16 protein-coding genes and 1 riboswitch are annotated in these 20,075 nt (G+C 38.0%); of the genes, 12 read left to right on the top strand and 4 right to left on the bottom strand.

The window, feature by feature from the left end; all coding sequences use genetic code 11:
• Positions 1-210: 210 nt before the first annotated feature.
• Both pepT and MHH23_RS02345 read left to right on the top strand, forming a co-directional pair.
• Complete coding sequence (pepT, locus tag MHH23_RS02350) at positions 211-1,443, top strand: peptidase T (RefSeq protein ID WP_008345662.1); 1,233 nt, start codon at positions 211-213, stop codon at positions 1,441-1,443.
• A 288-nt stretch (positions 1,444-1,731) separates the two neighbouring features.
• Positions 1,732-1,911 carry a hypothetical protein gene (locus MHH23_RS02345; protein ID WP_008345664.1) on the top strand — a complete coding sequence of 60 codons (180 nt, stop codon included), beginning with the start codon at positions 1,732-1,734 and terminating at the stop codon, positions 1,909-1,911.
• Between the two features lie 79 nt (positions 1,912-1,990).
• Here the strand turns inward: MHH23_RS02345 and MHH23_RS02340 are convergent, their stop codons facing one another.
• The gene (locus MHH23_RS02340; RefSeq protein ID WP_024719231.1) at positions 1,991-2,668 is read right to left on the bottom strand and encodes a DUF3298 and DUF4163 domain-containing protein; all 678 of its coding nucleotides are present in this window, start codon (positions 2,666-2,668) and stop codon (positions 1,991-1,993) included.
• 161 nt (positions 2,669-2,829) lie between these two features.
• Between MHH23_RS02340 and MHH23_RS02335 the strand changes: the two genes are divergently transcribed.
• From MHH23_RS02335 to MHH23_RS02315, 5 genes are all read left to right on the top strand, one after another.
• Positions 2,830-3,687 carry a MurR/RpiR family transcriptional regulator gene (locus MHH23_RS02335; protein ID WP_024719230.1) on the top strand — a complete coding sequence of 286 codons (858 nt, stop codon included), beginning with the start codon at positions 2,830-2,832 and terminating at the stop codon, positions 3,685-3,687.
• Between the two features lie 200 nt (positions 3,688-3,887).
• Positions 3,888-4,781 carry a 2-hydroxy-3-oxopropionate reductase gene (garR, locus tag MHH23_RS02330; RefSeq protein WP_251210593.1) on the top strand — a complete coding sequence of 298 codons (894 nt, stop codon included), beginning with the start codon at positions 3,888-3,890 and terminating at the stop codon, positions 4,779-4,781.
• A 6-nt stretch (positions 4,782-4,787) separates the two neighbouring features.
• Entirely contained in the window at positions 4,788-6,209 is a 1,422-nt protein-coding gene (locus MHH23_RS02325; protein ID WP_274660463.1) for a four-carbon acid sugar kinase family protein, read from the top strand.
• Between the two features lie 50 nt (positions 6,210-6,259).
• Entirely contained in the window at positions 6,260-7,579 is a 1,320-nt protein-coding gene (locus tag MHH23_RS02320; protein ID WP_008345676.1) for a gluconate:H+ symporter, read from the top strand.
• An 81-nt stretch (positions 7,580-7,660) separates the two neighbouring features.
• Positions 7,661-7,773: riboswitch (SAM riboswitch) on the top strand.
• Between the two features lie 87 nt (positions 7,774-7,860).
• A complete protein-coding gene (locus MHH23_RS02315) occupies positions 7,861-8,982 on the top strand; it encodes a 5-methyltetrahydropteroyltriglutamate--homocysteine S-methyltransferase (protein WP_340958808.1) in 1,122 nt (373 codons plus the stop codon).
• 151 nt (positions 8,983-9,133) lie between these two features.
• Here the strand turns inward: MHH23_RS02315 and MHH23_RS02310 are convergent, their stop codons facing one another.
• Positions 9,134-10,126, bottom strand: coding sequence for a JmjC domain-containing protein (locus MHH23_RS02310; protein WP_226650549.1), 993 nt, complete (start codon positions 10,124-10,126; stop codon positions 9,134-9,136).
• Positions 10,127-11,004: 878 nt separating this feature from the next.
• Here MHH23_RS02310 and MHH23_RS02305 point away from each other — a divergent pair.
• Genes MHH23_RS02305 through asnB form a run of 5 tightly spaced genes read left to right on the top strand, consistent with a single transcriptional unit; the run spans position 11,005 to position 16,550 of the window.
• Complete coding sequence (locus MHH23_RS02305; protein ID WP_340958805.1) at positions 11,005-11,733, top strand: class I SAM-dependent methyltransferase; 729 nt, start codon at positions 11,005-11,007, stop codon at positions 11,731-11,733.
• Complete coding sequence (locus MHH23_RS02300; RefSeq protein ID WP_019743657.1) at positions 11,723-11,980, top strand: PqqD family protein; 258 nt, start codon at positions 11,723-11,725, stop codon at positions 11,978-11,980. Before MHH23_RS02305 ends, MHH23_RS02300 begins: the two co-directional genes overlap by 11 nt.
• Positions 11,977-12,966 carry a GNAT family N-acetyltransferase gene (locus tag MHH23_RS02295; RefSeq protein WP_268430367.1) on the top strand — a complete coding sequence of 330 codons (990 nt, stop codon included), beginning with the start codon at positions 11,977-11,979 and terminating at the stop codon, positions 12,964-12,966. The genes MHH23_RS02300 and MHH23_RS02295 overlap by 4 nt, the downstream gene beginning before the upstream one ends.
• Entirely contained in the window at positions 12,963-14,351 is a 1,389-nt protein-coding gene (locus MHH23_RS02290; RefSeq protein ID WP_340958803.1) for an MFS transporter, read from the top strand. The genes MHH23_RS02295 and MHH23_RS02290 overlap by 4 nt, the downstream gene beginning before the upstream one ends.
• A 6-nt stretch (positions 14,352-14,357) precedes the next feature.
• Positions 14,358-16,550, top strand: coding sequence for an asparagine synthase (glutamine-hydrolyzing) (gene asnB, locus MHH23_RS02285; protein WP_268430365.1), 2,193 nt, complete (start codon positions 14,358-14,360; stop codon positions 16,548-16,550).
• Positions 16,551-16,762: 212 nt separating this feature from the next.
• Here asnB and MHH23_RS02280 read toward each other — a convergent pair whose 3' ends face one another.
• Both MHH23_RS02280 and MHH23_RS02275 read right to left on the bottom strand, forming a co-directional pair.
• The gene (locus MHH23_RS02280) at positions 16,763-18,181 is read right to left on the bottom strand and encodes a glycoside hydrolase family 1 protein (protein WP_340958802.1); all 1,419 of its coding nucleotides are present in this window, start codon (positions 18,179-18,181) and stop codon (positions 16,763-16,765) included.
• The gene (locus MHH23_RS02275) at positions 18,153-20,060 is read right to left on the bottom strand and encodes a beta-glucoside-specific PTS transporter subunit IIABC (RefSeq protein WP_335364641.1); all 1,908 of its coding nucleotides are present in this window, start codon (positions 20,058-20,060) and stop codon (positions 18,153-18,155) included. The genes MHH23_RS02280 and MHH23_RS02275 overlap by 29 nt, the downstream gene beginning before the upstream one ends.
• Positions 20,061-20,075 lie beyond the last annotated feature (15 nt).

The raw sequence follows: 20,075 nt of genomic DNA, 5'->3' as shown, positions 1-20,075 counted from the left end.
TCCCAAATTAACGTACAAATGGATGATTTTATATGTCCTCATTATAAATAAAAAGACACCCAAAAAAATCACCCTAAAGAACCATTCAGCACATCGCAAAATAAAAGTAGGTCTTTTTCCTCTCTAATTGCCAGAGAAAGCCTTTCTTGTTATGAAGCGCATTCAAGACATGATAAAATGAACATATTCTACAAAAGGAGTGACGTATTGATGAAAGAGGAAATGATCCAGCGATTCACAAGTTATGTAAAAGTGGATACACAGTCTGATGCAGACATAGAGAGCTGCCCATCCACTGAAGGACAGCTGAACCTAGCAAGGCAGCTTGTTGAAGAGATGAAATCCATCGGCATTCAAGAAGTGACAATGGATGAAAACGGTTATGTCATGGGCACGATCCCATCTAACACAGACAAAGAAGTGCCAACCATTGGCTTCCTAGCTCATATCGACACAGCCACTGACTTCACTGGCAAGAACGTGAAACCGCAGATTCATGAGAACTATCAAGGCGGGGACATCACGTTAAACGAAGATCTACATATCGTATTATCTCCAGCACAGTTTCCAAATTTACAAAAATACCAAGGACATACGCTCATCACGACTGATGGCACGACCCTGCTTGGTGCAGATAACAAAGCAGGTATCGCAGAAATTATGACCGCCATGCATTACCTGATTGAGCATCCAGAAATCAAGCATGGAAAAATTCGTGTCGCCTTCACACCAGATGAAGAGATCGGCAGAGGACCTCACAAATTCGATGTTGATGCCTTTGGCGCTTCTTATGCTTATACGATTGACGGCGGCCCGCTAGGAGAGCTTCAATATGAAAGCTTCAACGCCGCAGGTGCAAAAGTATCAATTAAAGGAAACAACGTCCATCCAGGGACAGCAAAAGACAAAATGGTCAGTGCTGCAAAGATCGGCATGCTCTTTCACAACAAACTTCCTTCAGATGAATCTCCAGAATACACAGAAGGATACGAAGGCTTTTTCCACCTCACAAGGTTTGTAGGAGAAGTAGAAGAAGCAGAGCTGCAATATATTATTCGTGATTTTGATAAAGAGAAATTCAACAAGCGCAAAGCACTGTTTGAAAAAATCGCAAACGACTTAAAAGCGGTCTACGGCGAAAACAGCATCACCCTTAGCATTCAGGATCAATATTACAATATGAGAGAAAAAATTGAGCCAGTCAAACATATCGTAGACATCGCTCATGAAGCCATGGAAAACCGCTCAGTGACACCTGTCATTGAACCAATCCGCGGCGGTACAGATGGCTCACAGCTTTCATATAAAGGACTTCCAACGCCAAACATCTTTACTGGCGGGGAAAACTTCCACGGTAAATATGAATTCATCTCTGTAGAGAACATGCTGAAAGCGTCAGAAGTGATCGTGGAAATTGCACGTTTATTTGAAGAAAAAGCATAAACATGTTTACAACCGTTCCTGTTCGGGAACGGTTTTTTAATAAAAGTTTACAATTTTCTGAAACTTTTATGACACTTAATCGTACTAATAGAGACAACCCCAGAAAAATTCTTCTTGACGAGTGCAATAACTGGAAATATAATAGTTAAAAACAACCAGTATCTTAGACCTAAAAAAGCAGCTAGAATAAACCTTTAGAACTAAACGCTATTTGCTAACTATTTTCAGTTATAAACATCACTCACCCTGTCTACACTTAAAGAATAGGATGAATTGGAGGAATGTCATATGATGATTTTATTGATTATCGCTTCACTTTGCTGCTACTTACTATTCTCTTTCAAAAAAGATAACCGCACCCAAAAACGAAAAAGCGCAGAGCTTTCGGAGTTTGAAATCTTTCGTATGCGCCGCCACTACAACGGCAAACGCCGTCACCCACTAAACGATGCACCCAAACAAGTATAAATGTAAAAAGAAGAGCCTCGTCACCAGGGGCTCTTTTTATGTATAAAAAAACGACCAAATTCATGGCCGTTTCTCTTCTTTATTTATACACCTTCGCAGGTACTTGAATCATAGGAATTCCTACATAGTACGGTGAAATTTCATATGGCTGGAAGACAACAGCGATTCCCTTTTTCGTGAAGTAGTACTGCGTGTCGTAGCCGATTTGAATATCGCTTTTTTTCAGATTCGCATAGAATTTACTTTTATGCTTCTTTGTGTAGTTATAGATATAATCTCTTACTTTTGTACGCTTTTTCTTTGTTTTTACCACATCTGTAAAGTACAGTTGCTTTGTTTTTTTCTTTGTTAACACATAGTTCATGCTCGTAACCATCGTATCCCCGTGCATGCTACCGTCATTCATGTAATCATAGTTTAGGATACTTAGTTTCTTCCCATTATTAAATTTCGTTTTAAACGATCTCTCGTATGTGATCTTCCCAATGCCTTCTTTTTTCGCTTCGTCCTTTAAGAACAAGTACGTAGAATAAGAGAATGCAATATCATCTTTTAAATCACGATTGATGGTTTTCATATGCGCCTTACTAAGGTTTTTCACCTGTGCATATTTAAACGTTTTTTTCTTTTTATAATAGTGTGTACTTACTTTTGCTTTTTTCACTTGTTTGGCATCCGCAGATCCAACTGGCGCAAACAATGAAACAATCAGCGAAAAAATGAGCAGGCTGATCGTTAGGCCTTTTTTCATTGTCATAGTAAAAACCCCCATTTTTGTCTATTACCAATTGAGTATACCATGACAAAAGAACCAAAAGAAGTGTTTTCTTCCATATTATTCTTTATTTTTCATGTGAGGTTTGTTTACCGTTTTCATAAGTTCCTGTATGCTTAAGATAGAATGTTAGATGAAGTGTGGTGTTTATCATAGAAGAGAATATTTTTAGTCATATCCGGACAACATTTCATAGTTTGTCCCCTACCCAGAAAAAGATTGCCAATTACATTTTACAAAACCCTCAGAAAGTTGTGCTTCATTCGATTAGTGCACTCGCTGCTGAATGCAACACAAGTGAAACGACGATCTTTCGTTTTCTGCGAAAAATTGGCTATGAGTCCTATCAAGTGTTTCGTGTCCATGTCGCGCAGGATATTGCGACCAATACGCCTCAATCCATATACGGTGAGATCGAAGCATCTGATAGTGTCGCAGATATTAAACATAAGGTCATAGAGTTAACAACCAACTCTATTCAGGATATGAAACATATTTTAGAAGACCAAGCTGTGACACAATTTATTGAGCAAATGAAACAGGCACATAAAACCGTCTTCTTTGGAGCAGGTGCCTCCAGTTTTATTGCCGGAGATGCCTATCATAAGTTTCTCCAGCTTGGCTTTGAAGTGAGTCTATGCAGTGATCCTCATATGATGAATATGATTGCAACACATGCAACGGAACATGATTTTATCGTCGCGATCTCACATTCAGGGGAAAGTAGAGAAATCCTTGATGCCGTGCAATTTGCAAAGGAAAAAGGTGCAACGGTCGCCTCGATTACCAGCTATCCGAAATCAGAGCTCGCCAAGAAATCCGACTTTCATCTGCTCAGTTCATCGAGAGAAACAACCTATCGTTCTGACTCAATGATTTCTCGTATTAATCAGCTTGTGATTATTGATGTTTTGTACGTCACAGCTGTTTTAGAATTAGGATCAAATGCAATCGACAACGTCAAACGTTCTCGATTAGCTGTAGCTAAAAATAAAACATAATCGACCATAGACCGGAGCTGTTTCCGGTCTTTTTTTTGTGACTTTTCTCATATTTTCCGTTGACACATTCCTATTTCGTCATGTACATTAAATGAACAATAGTTTATTTCCTACTATTAATTTAAATCGATAGTATATATACTAACAAAAAGAAAAGAAAGCGCTTTTTGTAAGGGGTTTCTAAATAGGAGGCGGACAAAATGGCAAAGCAAATTGGATTCATTGGATTAGGCATTATGGGGAAACCTATGGCACTCAATCTATTAAAAGCCGGTCATACTGTGACTGTTTTCGATATTCATACAGAAGCTGTTCTAGCATTAAAAGAATTGGGCGCAAATGCCGCTGCATCAGCTGCTGAGGCAGCATCTGAAAGCGATATCATAATCACGATGCTTCCAAAAGGTGAGCATGTAGAAGCAGTCGTAGCAGGTGAACAAGGCATATTGGCTACAGCAAAACCTGGCACGATCATTATAGATATGAGCTCTATTTCACCTGTTACTTCTAGAGAATTAGCGGCACTGGCCAAACAGCATCAGGTCGAATTTATCGATGCTCCTGTCAGTGGCGGAGAGCCAAAGGCGATAGACGGGACACTTGCGATTATGGCGGGCGGAGAAAAAGAGATTTTTGAGCAAGTAAAGGATGTCCTCTATGCCATGGGCACAGATGTCGTATTAGTTGGATCAAATGGAAGCGGGACAACCGCAAAGCTTGCGAATCAAATCATCGTCAACTTAAATATCGCTGCCATGTCCGAGGCACTCGTCCTTGCCGCTAAGTCTGGCATTGCGATTGATAAAATGTATGAAGCCATCCGAGGTGGACTGGCAGGAAGTGCTGTACTCGATGCGAAGGTTCCTCTCATTTTAGAACGAAACTTTGAGCCTGGCGGACGTATTGACATCAACTTAAAGGATTTAACCAATGTCATGGAAACTGCCCACGATATCGGCGTTCCTCTCCCGCTTTCTAGTCAGCTGCTGGAAATCTTCCACGCCCTCAAAGCGGACGGAAAGTCTGGACTTGATCACGGTGGGATCGTTCAATATTACGAAAAAATGGCTCATGTTGAAGTGAAGAAAGGATGAGGTTCTATGAAACAAAGCATTGAGTTACTAAATGCCATTCCGAAAGCGGATTCAGACCGCATTCAATCAGCATACGAACAAGCACTAAACCATTTTCACCATAAAGTGATTGTATTAGACGATGACCCAACAGGCATTCAAACCGTACACGGCGTCTCTGTTTTCACCGATTGGTCAGAGAAAAGCATTGAAGCTGGTTTTCTTGAAGACAGCCGTATGTTCTTTATCTTAACCAACTCTCGCAGTATGACAGAGAAAGAAACGACAGTTCTTCATGAAACGATCGCATCAACGATTGTGAAAACGGCTGAACGGCTTGATCAAGATTTCATCATTGTCAGCCGGGGGGACTCCACCCTGCGTGGACACTTTCCGCTAGAGACTGACATTCTCAGAACGACCATTGAACAGCAAAGCTCCCGCCAATTTGACGGCGAAATCCTTCTTCCCTTTTTTAAAGAAGGCGGCCGCTTTACGATTGGCAATATTCACTACGTACAGGAAGGTCACGAATTAATTCCTGCTGGTGACACAGAATTTGCATTGGATCGTACATTCGGATTTCAATCTTCTCACCTCGGAGAATGGATCGAAGAGAAATCAAACGGATCGTTCACTAAGGAAAACACTACTTATATTTCTTTAGAAGATATCCGGGCTTTACGTATTGAACAAATCAAGGATCAGCTGATGACCGTGAAGGATTTTCAAAAAGTGGTTGTAAATGCAGTAGACTATGACGATGTCAAAGTCTTTGTCATTGCCCTCATAGATGCCATCAAAGCAGGTCAGCACTTTCTATTTAGAAGTGCGGCAGCTCTCACAAAAGTGCTTGGCGGTGTTAAGGATCAAGCACTATTAACTAGACAAGACTTAATACAGGAAGAAAGCACGCACGGTGGCCTCATCATGGTTGGCTCCCATGTCAAAAAAACAACCGAACAATTGCGAGCGCTGCAGCAAAATAAAGACATTGCATTTATTGAATTTGATACACACCTCGTGTTAGAACCTGAAGCATTTCAAGAGGAAATTGACCGCGTGATTCAACAAACTGAACGGCTTTTAACAACCGGGCAATCGGTTGCTGTTTATACAAGGAGAGAACGGCTTGATCTTGGGGACGATCGTCAAGAGGAAGAATTGAAACTGTCTGTTCAGATTAGTGATGCTGTGACAAGCATTGTTCAGCGCCTCTCCATTCGCCCTAAGTACCTCATTGCCAAAGGCGGAATCACCTCAAGCGATATTGGAACAAGAGGACTCAGTGTCAAACGTGCGACCGTCGCAGGTCAAATCAAACCAGGTATTCCCGTTTGGCAAACAGGAGAAGAAAGCAAATTCCCATTTATGTCTTATGTGATTTTCCCGGGAAATGTTGGCTCAAAGGATACGTTAAAAGAAGCAGTAGACATACTTGAAGGATAAAGCAGAGGGGGCGTTCACGCTCCCTTATGCAGCACAAAGGAGGAAAGATCATGTCGTTAGTTTTTATCGGACTTGGCGTTTTGTTATTACTTTTACTCATGGTTGTCTTTAAGTTAAACGCTTTCATTTCGTTGATTATTGTCTCTTTAATCGTTGCCGTTTTAGAAGGCATGTCACCACTTGAAGCGATTGCTTCAGTCGAAAAAGGGCTTGGAAGTACACTCGGCCATCTGGCGTTGGTTCTTGGCTTTGGAGCGATGCTTGGTAAATTGATGGCTGATTCTGGCGGTGCTCAACGTATTGCCATGACACTCATCGACCGCTTTGGTATCGGGAAAATCCAATGGGCGACGATGCTGACTGGATTTGTTATCGGAATTGCTCTATTTTATGAAACCGGATTCATTATTCTTATTCCATTAGTCTTTACCATTGCTCAAGCCGCAAGACTTCCTGTGTTGTATGTGGGAATGCCGCTCGTCGCTGCACTCATTACAACACATGGCTTCCTCCCTCCTCATCCAGGGCCGACAGCCATTGCCAATGTATTTCAAGCCAACATGGGACAAACCTTATTGGTTGGAATTATTTTAGCCATTCCTGCTGTTTTAGTAGGCGGACTTCTGTTTACGAAACTATTTAAGAAAGATCAACTGCATGCACACATTCCAAAGGACTTGTTTAATCCAAAGGAATTTACAGAAGAGGAAATGCCAAGCTTCGGCATTAGTATTTTCACCGCTATTTTACCTGTATTGCTCATGACATTCAGAGCATGTTTAGAAATTTTCTTCCCGTCCTCCCCGCTGCTACCGGCGGCTGAGTTTTTAGGTGAGCCGGCGATTGCCCTATTAATCTCTGTGCTGCTTGCCATCTACACATTTGGTCTTGGCAGAGGAAAGAGCATGCAGGACGTCATGAAGTCGATTACGGATTCAATTGGCTCCATTGCGATGATTCTATTGATCATTGCAGGCGGCGGCGCCTTTAAACAGGTGCTCATTGACAGCGGCGTTGATCAATACATTGCAGGGATTATGCAAGGAAGCACACTGTCTCCTCTGCTCCTCACTTGGCTGATTGCAGCTGTCCTTCGTGTCTCTTTAGGGTCAGCAACTGTCGCGGGTCTCACAGCAGCTGGCATTTCTGCACCGCTAATTGGTTTGACGGGAGTCAGCCCAGAATTAATGGTGATTGCAACAGGCGCCGGCAGTATAACATTCTCTCATGTGAATGATGCAGGTTTCTGGATTTACAAAGAATACTTTAATCTGTCGATGGCCCAAACTTTTAAAACTTGGACATTAATGGTGACTGTTCTATCACTTGTTGGATTAGCTGGTGTTCTCGTCGCTGATTTGTTTATGTAGGAAAATAAATAGGAAAAACCATTGACTTTTTCTCGAAAAGATTGAATAATTGTGTTTATTAAGAAAATTGAATCAAAGGTAACCTTATTAAGAGTGGTGGAGGGACTGGCCCTGTGAAACCCGGCAACCGCTGTTCCTAGGAACAGAATGGTGCTAATTCCTTAAGCAAGCTGATGCTTGTTTGAAGATAAGGCAGAGATCTCACAGTATATGATGCTCTTCCTTATCCAAGGAAGAGCTTTTTTATTTGATTTATAACCTGAAGAAAGAAGGGATTCAGCATGACACAAGTACAAACCATTGGTAAGAAAACAACAAAGCCGCCATTTCGCGCAGATCAAGTAGGGAGTTTACTTCGTTCTGAACGCATCAAAGAAGCCCGCAAGCAAAAAGCAGACGGTACACTGACAAAAGAACAGCTCAGACAAATTGAAAACGAAGAAATCACTCGTATTGTAGAGAAGCAAAAAGAAATTGGATTAGAGGTTGTCACAGATGGAGAATTCAGACGTGCATGGTGGCATTTTGACTTTCTAGAAGGGCTAGATGGGGTCGAAGGATTTGAAGCAGACCAAGGCATTCAATTCCACAATACGACGACAAAAGCGAGAGGCATCAAAGTAACAGGTAAGATTGATTTTACTGATCATCCAATGCTGGAGGATTATCGCTTCCTTCACAGCATCGCGGGTGATCATACGGCTAAAATGACGATTCCAAGTCCGAATATGCTCTTTTTCCGTGGAAAGCTTGAAGAAGGTGTGTACGACAGCTTAGATGATTTTCACCATGACGTGGCACAAGCTTATAAAAAAGCCATCCGTGCTTTTTATGATGCAGGCTGCCGTTACTTACAGCTAGATGATACAGCTTGGGCTGTGTTCTTTTCTGAAAAAGGACATGAACAAATCAAAGCTTTTGGCCGCGAGGAAGATGAACTGCGTGAATCGTTTGCGAAAACAATCAATGAAGCGGTTGCCGATCGACCAGATGATTTAGTGATCACTATGCACATTTGCCGTGGTAACTTTAAATCAACTTGGGCAGCCGAAGGTGGTTATGAGGCAGCGGCAGAAACGATTTTTGCGGATCTGGATTTGGATGGTCTCTTCTTAGAATTCGACGATGACCGTTCTGGCGGATTCGAACCCCTTCGTTATGTGAAAAATCCAAACCTTCAAATCGTACTAGGTCTTGTCACTTCAAAGTATGGGGAACTTGAACCCGTTGATCAGATCAAAAGAAGAATCGAGGAAGCGGCACAATATGTGGACATCAACCAAATCTGTTTGAGCCCACAATGTGGATTCGCCTCAACAGAGGAAGGCAATTTGTTAACAGAAGAACAGCAATGGGAAAAGCTGCGTCATGTGATTGAGATTGCGGATCAAGTGTGGAAATAGGCGGAAATCTGCAGAAAAAGCTTACCGTCATAATAAAGAACCGCTTTTTTGGCGGTTCTTTATTTTTTGTCATCTCTATCAACATTATATTAAGTTTAATCGTCATACTTCTATAGTAGAGTTAAGAAGATAATGAATATAAGTTATCTTCTTAAAAACCATCTTTTATACTCATAAGTTGTCTTACAACAAGTTGTGTAGATTGATATACATCTAAGTCATCTTTCTTTCTTGCCAGTATATCCCCTACTGAAATTCCCTTGAAATCGTTTGGCAAATTATTTATCATTGATTTTAATTTTTCTTCTACCTTTTTTCGTTCATTTTCATCCAAAAGATCAATATTAACGAGTTCTCTCCATTCGTCTTTTTGAATCAATCGATTCCTTAATTCTATTAAAATTAGATCTAGCCAAGCTGGCTGACCGAAGGTAAAGTTTAATGCAATGGTTTCTTCAGAAGAACTAGTTGAATGCCAACAACCTCTTGGAAGAAATAAAAATGATCCCGTATCCAAAATCAATTCCCTTCCATTAGATAAATTTTCATCAGGAAAATCACCATTCCAATACGACTTTAATGGATCTGGCAAATGAGGAGCCTCAATTAATTCATAATGTTGAAGTGGATTCACTGTATTAAAATTTTCAGCCAACTTCCATTTCTTTTTCCCTTTAAGTTGAAAAATGAAATTGCAATACGCATCAAAATGTGCTGAAAATCCAGCTGATTCTTTAGCAGCGTACAATACTGCTTTTGCCATTGTTCCCTCAGGCAAGCCTAAAAGTGACCTTAGTTTACTAATAGATTCACGAAGCTCTGGTATAAATATATCTGTGAAATCAAATTCTAAGGCAGCTCCTCTTTCATACCAACTCATTGCCTCTTCAGGTGGAACTAAAAATTTGTTAAGGATCCCCCCTGTCTCCTCAATTATTGCATCTCCAACAACCATTACTGGATTTTTATATATCTTTAGAATATTCTCTAAACTGGATATATTTTCGATTCCAGGAACTGAAAAAAACCGTTCTAAATTTCCTTTGTTATGTAAAAAATGATTTGGCCAATATTCATTTAAAAACTCATCAGAACTCATCTCGTTTAAAACGTCATCTAATATGTTGCCACTTGTTGTTCTCATTATTTACCTCCTATGCTCATATTTTCAAATATAATTATACAAAAAGAAAATTCAATTTCAACTAGTAATCATAACATTCAGATAAAAACAAATAGATGTTCAAGAGATATCAATAAAAATAATATATATACAAGGAACGACAGAATTACATTTAAAAGACCTATGCACAAATGGATATTAAAGGTGTTATTCCTATACGATTGTTAGTACACATAATCATCACAAACCTAAAAGATTATCCTATTCCATTTAGAATTCAAATTTAGTGGATATACAACCCTCTAAAACCATAAACGCCTCTCAAGATTAAAATAACCCATGATTCTAGACATCTTTCTTATTTCTCCAATTTCTTTTCAACAAACTCTCACTCTATTTGCAGCATCGATCTACTCATCACTATTACTTTATAAACATAAAAATTTGTCAAAAAAATCATTGTTTAAATATTGAAAAAAATATAAATAATATGCTATTATCACTTTTGTTAGGGTATGAATTAGAAATTTAAGTCATATATAGGAGGAATGTTACATGAAAAAAGTTTATAAAACTCCACGTCTTATTGAAATTCGTAATGTAGTTGTTGCTGGTGGACATTAATCCAATAAAACCCTTTAAAAGGACAGTAAAAGAGGTGAATCACATGAAAAAAGTTTATAAAACTCCACGTCTTATTGAGATTCGTAATGTAGTTGTTGCTGGTGGACATTAATCCAACAAAACCCTTTTAGAAAAGAACAATAAAGGAGGTGAATCACATGAAAAAAGTTTATAAAACCCCACGTCTCGTTGAGATTCGTAATGTAGTTGTTGCTGGTGGACATTAATAACTGGTTTTTCATACCCTAACACTTTATGAAAGGAGTGTACAATCTTTGCTGACTCATGATGAATGTTATTTATATAATGATTTTGTCAAAGAAAATCAACTATACATATATCCCTTGATAGGTAATAAAATCTTAAATCATACCCTTTCAGGTACTGAAGAGACCATTGTTGATATGGGAACTGGCCCCGGTTATTTAACACATTATTTATGTGACAATTCAAATGCGACTATCTATGCTACTGACATTAATAAAACAATGTTAGAACTAGCACAAAATCAAATAAATACATGTCTTAATAAAAAAAACGTGATCTTTGAATTACAAGATGTTCATGCATTAACGTATGCAAATGAGTCGATTGATGCACTAGTTTCTTACTCATGTCTACATCATTGGGTAGAGCCAGTAAAGGGATTAAAAGAGTGCTATAGAGTGCTAAAACCAGGGGGTAAAATCATCATTATTGATACTCACCCTATATCATTACTTTCTTTGAATAGCCTGAAAAAACAAATAGACCCAAAGTATATAAGTATTTTAGAGGAAGCCTTCCTAGAAAGCTACACTGAAAAACATATAGGTGAAATGCTTACACGCGCAGGTATTTCAAATTATTCAATCCAACCTTTAGAGTTCTCTATTGAAGAGTTTATGGAAGTTATTGATGAAATTGGAGATATTCCAACAAGTACTGATACAAACGAGCCAAAGCCACAATCTTGGTACCTTGTTATAGAAAAAAAGAATGGAGGGAATCACAATGGAAAATAATACAATTCTCGTAAAAAATCCTGATAATGTTACAAGAAAGTACTTAAAAGGTATCATTATCGAACCGGGCATGTCCCTAAATCAAGTCGCAGCTGATTTTTATGAACGAATTGACGGGCAAAGAGAGTTTATTTCAATAGTAACGGAAATTGCTGAAGAATATGATACAGATGTTCAAACATGTATCGAAGACCTGCAAGCATTGAGTAAACAATTAATTGAAAAGGAAGTTGTATATGTAAAATGAATAAACTGAATGATGATATTCTAGAAAACATCTATAAAAACATTTCAACTAAGAGAAGCAAAACAATCGTTAATTACATTGCAATGCTAATTGCACTAGCAAGAGATCATGAACTAAACGAGGATGATTTAATTAATTGGATTCACAGTAAATTAAGTGCAATAGGATATTTTCAAGAAAAAAACCGTTTATTTACTCAAAACAAATTAGATGAATTTGTCGTAGAGTTTATTGAAGGAAGAGCACTATTATATGATGATATCAACATAACTGAAACAAAACAAAACGAATATGTCATCAGTAGCAAATTGTGGTACAAAAAGAATCCACCTGAAAGTTTTTTTTATTTTGGTATTGACCCTGAAGATTTTTCGAACTACGCACAAAAACTTGCTCAAATAAACGCCGAAAAACTAGGTATCTCAATCAATTTTTCTAAGGATCAAGCGACTGACAACGAAATAGCTCATATCCAGCTTTCAAAAAAATGTTCTCTTTCAGAAGAATTGACAGTAACTCAGCCAAGTTCAAAAGACTTTTCGTGGTTAACATGTTTTTTCAATGAACATTGGGGTGGAACGACTATGGTGTCTAAAGGGACAACTTATAATGTTTTAAATGAAAACATTATGTTGGCTAAACGTGGAGATACTATAGTAGGAATATTAGTTTACAAAATATTCAAAGAAGAGGCGGAAATCCTGACTTTAGAGGCTCTAGAAAAGTACCATGGGGTTGGCAGTAAATTGCTTTTTGAGTTAGAACAACATCTAAAAACACAAAATATACAATCTATTAATTTAATCACTAGTAATGATAACTTAAATGCCATTAGGTTTTATCAAAGGAAGGGATATTCTTTCAAAAACATCTATATCGGTGCAATTGATAAAGCAAGAATGCTTAAGCCGACAATTCCCTCTATAGGAAATTACGGAATAAATGTCAAAGATGAATTAGAATTTGAAAAAAGGTTGATACGATGACTATAAAAAGCAGATTGATTGTTATTGCGATTTCACTAGGAGTATTTGCTAGTTCGATGAGTACTACCATGTTATTTATAGCCTATCCTGAGTTAGTTCAATTTTATAATATTGATTATGAAGTCGTACAGTGGAGAAACATCGTTTTTTGGTCTTTCTTCGGAGTTTTCATGCCCTTTTTTGGCATAATGGCTAAAATGACTAATGTAAAAAAAATGTTTTTAATAGGATTAAGTTTATTCACTATTTCTTGTTTGCTTAGTGCTTTTTCATCTAGCTGGGGAATGTTCTTGGTAGGGCAATCTTTTCAAGGGTTAGCTGATGCTATGATTGTTCCAGTACAAGCTGTGCTTATTAGAAGCATATTTAGTGAAGATAAAATTGGTTGGGCATTCGGATTACAAGGGTCAGTGATGGCCGCATCAGCCCTGTTAGGTCCATCGTTAGGCGGTTTGATTATACAGAGTATGAAATGGCAAATGATATTTTTGTTACTAGGGCTCATTGGATTGATAGCACTTGCTCTAGGGTTAATGCTAGTTCCTAATATTGAAAAATCAACTAAATTTATTTTTGGAAATTTACCTATAGTAGGAACTTTAAGCTTACTTTTAACATTTATATCCATTCAAGCAATATTTATTAGTGAAAGTGACATTTGGATTTTATTTGGTTTTACAAGTCTTGCTTCATTTTTGTATGTTGAATTTTCCAATAAAGTCCAAACTAAAATCATCCCCCAAAATTTATGGAGTAATAGGCCATTTTTGATCAATGCGCTCAGAGGTTTTTTTATTTTCTTATCCATAAATGCTATTGCTACTTTTACCCCAATTTATTTTAGGATGTCTCAAGGCTATGAAGCCAGTGTAGTAGGCATGGTATTACTTGCAAGCCCTATTGTGATGATTTCACTAGGTGCTTGGGGTGGGAGACGCGTGGATAAGTCACTAAATAAAACAATGATATTTGGTCTAACTTTATTATCAATATATAGTATTGGATGCATTCTCCCCGGTGAAAACTCTTTTCATTATGTATATTTTATCTTGGTGTTCATTATAGGTGGTATCGGTGCTGTAATGGTTCTGCCAGCTCAAAATAAAGTAGCCTTAACTTCTTCGCCAAAAACTGAAACAGGAACCTATATGGGGTTATTTCAGATGGTTCAATTTACCACCGCAAGCGTAGCGGGTGTCTTGTTTGCTCCAATCGTACAATCAACAACGAATACAGAAATATCAGTATCTGGATATCAGATGATTGGTGTCACCTCTACTGTTTTCTTTCTCTGCTCAATGCTTATTGTAATTATAGAAGCGAAAATAAACAGACGAAAAATAGTAGATAATAATGGAGAAATTCAACTTAATAATAAGGAATGATCATTTATGTGCGGAATAGTTGGATTGGTTAAATTTCATTATGATGTTACTTCACATGAAGTCCTTTCTATGAAAAACATGTTGGAAGAAATCAATTACAGAGGCCCAGATGGAGATTTTTATCATATAAATGGAAGAGAAGCATTCGGATTTTGTAGACTTGCCATAAATGATATTACTCATGGTGATCAGCCCTTTGCTAATCATGACGAATCTATTATTGTCATGGTTAATGGTGAGATATACAATCATCATGATCTAAAAAGCAAACTAAAAAGAAAACGAGCTTTCCGCAGCAGGTCAGACTGTGAAATAGCATTATACTTATATGAAGATTATGGAATAAATTTCTTGAATTTTTTAAATGGAATGTTTGCAATCACTATTCTAGATAAAGTTCAACAGAAGCTTTATCTTATAAAAGATAGGTTTGGTATTAAACCTTTGTTTTATAACTTTACGGGAGAACGTATTATCTTTGCATCAGAAATCAAAGCTTTATTGCAATATCCTGATTGTCCACGCACATTTAATTGGATGGAAGCTTTAAGTGATTCTTGGTTAGCTGGGCATGTTTCAAATAATATAACGCCCGTGGGGAGCTTTTTTTCGGGGATTGAAAATATACCAGGTGGACATTACATCGAAGTGAACCTCAGAAATAAAACAGTGAATACAAAAGAATACTGGAACATCACCAAAATTCCTATACATCACCTATCCAAAAATAAAATCATAGAGAAATATATAGATCTTTTAGACTCTTCTTCAAGAAAATGTTTAATGAGTGATGTAGATATAGGTCTATTTTTAAGTGGTGGTATTGATTCTGTGTCAATAGGGCATTTTGCAGCAAAACATATAGAGATCAACAGCTTTTCTGTTGTAAGTAGAAGTACCATTGTTAACGGGGATGCAGAGTATGCTTTAAAAGCTGCACAACATTATCATTTTAATGAACATTTTGCTGATTTTAATGAGGATACTATGGACTATAGTATCGATGATTGGAAATCTCTTTTATGGTTATGTGAGAGCCCTTATTGTAGTGCCGAGCAACTCTATAAATATCATCTCCATAAATTCGCAAAACACTCCAATCCAAATATAAAAGTTATATTAACTGGTCAAGGTAGTGATGAATTCAATGGAGGATATAGCCAACTTTTTTCTGAAAGAGATCCAGCCTGGCCCACTTTCATGCAATCGTTAAAGATTTTGGATAAAAACAAAGAAATGAATTTACTGAACGACCCAATTAATACATGGGATAATTTATTTCAAGGAAATTTATTAAAAAATAACTTTTTTAACACCAAAAATAATCCTTACTTAAACTATGTTTATTCCAAATATAGAGATATTCAGATGTATAACTGCTGGCTGGAAGACAGAATTGCTGCTGGTAACCATATAGAGAATAGGGTTCCTTTCTTAGACCACAATCTCATTGAACTAACACTTGGTGTTGAAGAAAATAAGTATGCCGATCTTTTTTTTGATAAAAACATACTTAGAGAAGGTCTACTAAAATATACAGACATTCCCGAAACATTAGCGAAGAGACCTAAAGTTCCATTTTTTTACGGAAAAGGGGTTAAGTCTACTAGACATTTAATTTTAAATATCATAAAGAAGAATAATTATGAAATAATTGATTATGCTTTTAATAAAAATAATTTTGTTAATATAGATTCCATCTATCAACTTGCAAAAACCATTGAAAATCATCACGACTTAGAAAATATTGAGTTCTTAACACGATTAATCAACATGGGAATGTTAGAACAAATGTCTAGTGATTTATCTGTAAAAGTTAAGGACACGAATCAAATTAGTATTCCACCAAGAATAAATACACACAAGTTAAACTTAAACCAAGACGAAGCTCTCACGATTAATACATTACACGTTCCAATACTAAAAGAAAACATAGATGTTTTAATGCCTTTACAAGAGGATAACTTATTATATATCACTATTAATAATAGCATTGAATACCTTGTTGATTCACGCGATGATTATGAATGGTTTACTTTTTTAAGTAAAATCAATGGTATCAAATCCATAAAAGATATTTTATCTCAAAATAATCAAGACTTTAGAGATATAAAAGAAAGACTTGAAGAATCAGTATTACTTGATATTATCGAATTAAAACCACTTTTTGAAGATCAAAGCTCTTCTTCAAAAGCATAAATAAATATATTCGAAAGATCATATGATTTATTTGAACCACGCAAAAATTTAAAGTGTGGTTTATTTTTTGTACAATTTTGTCTTTTTCATAAAACAAAAAGCATTATCATTCCAAAGTGACACCTAAAGAATGATAATGCCTCGATTCAAATTGTTTTCATCGTTTTATGACACCATGAGTTCTCAAAGAAACCAAACAATATTTTCTCTATTTATGCGTCTAAATGCTTTCCATTTGTCGCGATCACTTGTTTATACCAATCAAAGCTTTTCTTTTTCTTTCGATCTAATGTACCGTTGCCTTCATTGTCACGGTCGACATAAATGAAGCCGTAGCGTTTTTTCATTTCAGCTGTTGATGCACTGACAAGATCAATTGGGCCCCAGCTTGTGTAGCCGATCAGATCAACGCCGTCTGCGATCGCTTCTCTTGCCTCAAGCAAATGACTTCTGAGGTAATCAATTCGGTAATCGTCTTGAATGGAGCCGTCTTCTTCTACTTGATCCACAGCACCCAATCCATTTTCTACGATAAACAATGGTTTTTGGTAGCGGTCATATAGTTGGTTTAGTGTTGTACGAAGTCCTTTTGGATCAATTTGCCAGCCCCAATCACTTGCTTCTAGATAAGGGTTTTTCACGCCTTCAAATAGGTTACCACCAGTCACTTGTCCAAGAACCTCTGGATCTGTACTTGTCACAAAACTCATATAATAGCTAAAGCCGATATAGTCGACTGTATGGTTTCTTAGAATGTCTTCGTCACCGTCTTGGAATTCAATGTTGATGTTATTTTCCAGGAAATAACGTTTCATGTATCCAGGGTAATAGCCTCTCGCCTGTACATCTGAGAAGAACAATGTTTTACGATCTTGATCAATCGCAGCAAACATATCTTCAGGTCTTGAGCTGTACGGATATGTGGTCATCGCTGCAATCATACAACCGATTTTCGCATCTGGAATGATTTCGTGTCCTGCTTTAACAGCTAGAGCACTTGCAACAAATTGGTGATGCGCTGCTTGATATTGTATGCTTTTCTCGTCTTCGCCTTCTTCAAATACAAGGCCGCCCCCTGTGAATGGAGCATGTAAGACGACGTTAATTTCATTGAAGGTCATCCAATATTTCACTTTATCTTTAAAGCGAGTGAACAATGTTTTAGCGTATGTTTCATAAAGACCCACAAGCTTACGGTTTCTCCATCCGCCGTAGTTTTTCACAAGTGCAAGTGGCATTTCATAGTGAGAGATCGTGACAACTGGCTCAATTCCATGCTTATGCAGTTCATCAAATACTTTTTCATAGAAAGCGAGGCCCGCTTCATTCGGTTCCGCATCGTCGCCATTTGGGAAAATACGTGGCCAAGAAATGGATAGTCTGAAGCACTTGAATCCCATTTCTGCAAACAGGGCAATATCTTCTTTGTAGCGATGATAGAAGTCGATCGCATCATGATATAAGTTAAGGTCTTTCATTGATTCATCGAATGGGTGCATAATACCGTGTGGTGATACATCCGCTGTCGATAAGCCTTTTCCATCTTTGTTATAAGCGCCTTCAATTTGGTTGGCGGCTACTGCGCCGCCCCATAAGAAACCTTTAGGAAATGTTCTTTCTAAATTGGTCATGTTGAATGCCCTCCTCATTTTCTTCTACACTGACTGTAAGCAATGTCTCTTTTACTGTAATCGCCCCATCTGTTTTCGCATTAACTTGTGCATAATCATTTGTGTTGGTGACGATAATTGGCGTTGTTACATCATAGCCATCTTGCTGAATGCCCTTGATATCAAATTCAACTAGCAGATCTCCTGCTTGAACGAGATCACCTGACTGCACATGACTTGTGAAATGTTTACCGCCAAGTTTTACTGTATCAATCCCCACATGGATGAGAAGCTCTGTGCCTTGATCACTCTTTAAACCAATGGCATGTTTCGTTTGGAAAATGGTTTCAACCTTGCCGTTGAACGGGGCTACTACACGTCCAACTGTTGGGACAATGGCTGTTCCTTTACCCATGATTTCATTAGAGAATGTTGCATCATTTACTTGACTGAGCGGCTTTAGTTGACCTTCAAGCGGGCTTTGTACCACTTCATTTTGAAGCGCTACTGTGTCTTTCTTTTCTTCTGGTTTGTCTGCTTTTGTATCATCTTTCACTGGTACATCTTTGAACCCTAGAACAAGTGTCATGATGGTTGCTACAACAAAGCCGATCACTAATCCAATGATGGAGTAAACAAATGTCGGTCCAATGAACGTTGGGAGACCTGGAAGACCTGCTGATCCTGATATCACATATGACTTTACTTTGAAGATAGACATGAACACGCCGCCTGCTGCTGCACCAATGAGGGCTGCAAGGAACGGTTTTTTCAATCGCATGTTCACACCATACATAGCAGGTTCAGTAATACCCATTAACGCAGTGATACTTGTAGACATCGCCAATGATTTGAATGTTTTGTTTTTTGATCTTAAGAAGACACCGAATGCTGCGCCTGCTTGTGCCATATTCGCTACAAACATCATTGGAAGAATGAAGTCAAAACCGTTTAATGTAATGTTGTTGATCATGATTGGAAGTAGTGCATAGTGCATGCCCGTAATGATCAATGGTGACATAAAGCCACCGATTAAGAGTCCGGCCAAAATACCTGCATGTTTGAACAATAAATCAATTCCACCTGAAAGGCCATTTCCGATAATCCCACCAAGCGGTCCAACCGCGATGAGCATAACTGGTACCACGACAAGAAGTGTAACTGTTGGAACAAGAATGATTTTTAGTGATTTCGGACTATATTTTTCCGCGAATCTTTCAACATATGAGCCGAGCCAGATCGTGAGTAGAATTGGAATCACCGATGAAGAGTACACAACGGCAACCACTGGCAAGCCTAGAAATTCTGTATTTCCTGCACCTAGTAAAGCAGTGAGCTGCGGGTGCAGTGCGGCTGCTGCAATGGCAGCGGCGATATACTGATTTGTGCCAATTTTTTTAGCTACGCTTACAGCAAGCAGAATCGGTAAGAAGTAAAAGGCTCCGTCTCCGATAGCTGTTAAAATCGCATATGTGCTGCTTTTATCTGAGATCCATTGGAACGTCAGCATTAATGCCAAGATCCCTTTGATCATACCAGCTCCAGCGATGGCTGGAAGAATCGGTGTGAAGACACCAGAGATAAAATCGAAAAGCTTTGAAATCACATTTTGTTTTGATGCTTCTTCTGAATCGCCTGACTTTACATCTGTTGATAACCCAGAATCAGCAATCATTGCTTGATAGACGTTTGATACGTCGTTGCCAATAATGACATGGTATTGACCGCCGCTTTGATTCACACCCATGACGCCGTCTGTTGATTGCAGCTTCTCTTTATCCGCTTTGCTTTCATCGTATAGGTTGAAGCGGAGCCTTGTCATACAGTGCGTGACTTGCTTTACATTCTTTTCACCGCCGACAAGCTCTAGAACTTCTTTTGCTGTTTGTTTGTGGTTCATTGTGTTACCCTCCAA

The organism is Bacillus sp. FSL K6-3458 (assembly GCF_038005045.1).
In the GTDB taxonomy this organism is placed as follows: Bacteria; Bacillota; Bacilli; order Bacillales; family Bacillaceae; genus Bacillus; species Bacillus altitudinis.
Note: the sequence above shows the minus strand (reverse complement) of the source record. Positions and strands in the feature narration are given on the sequence as shown.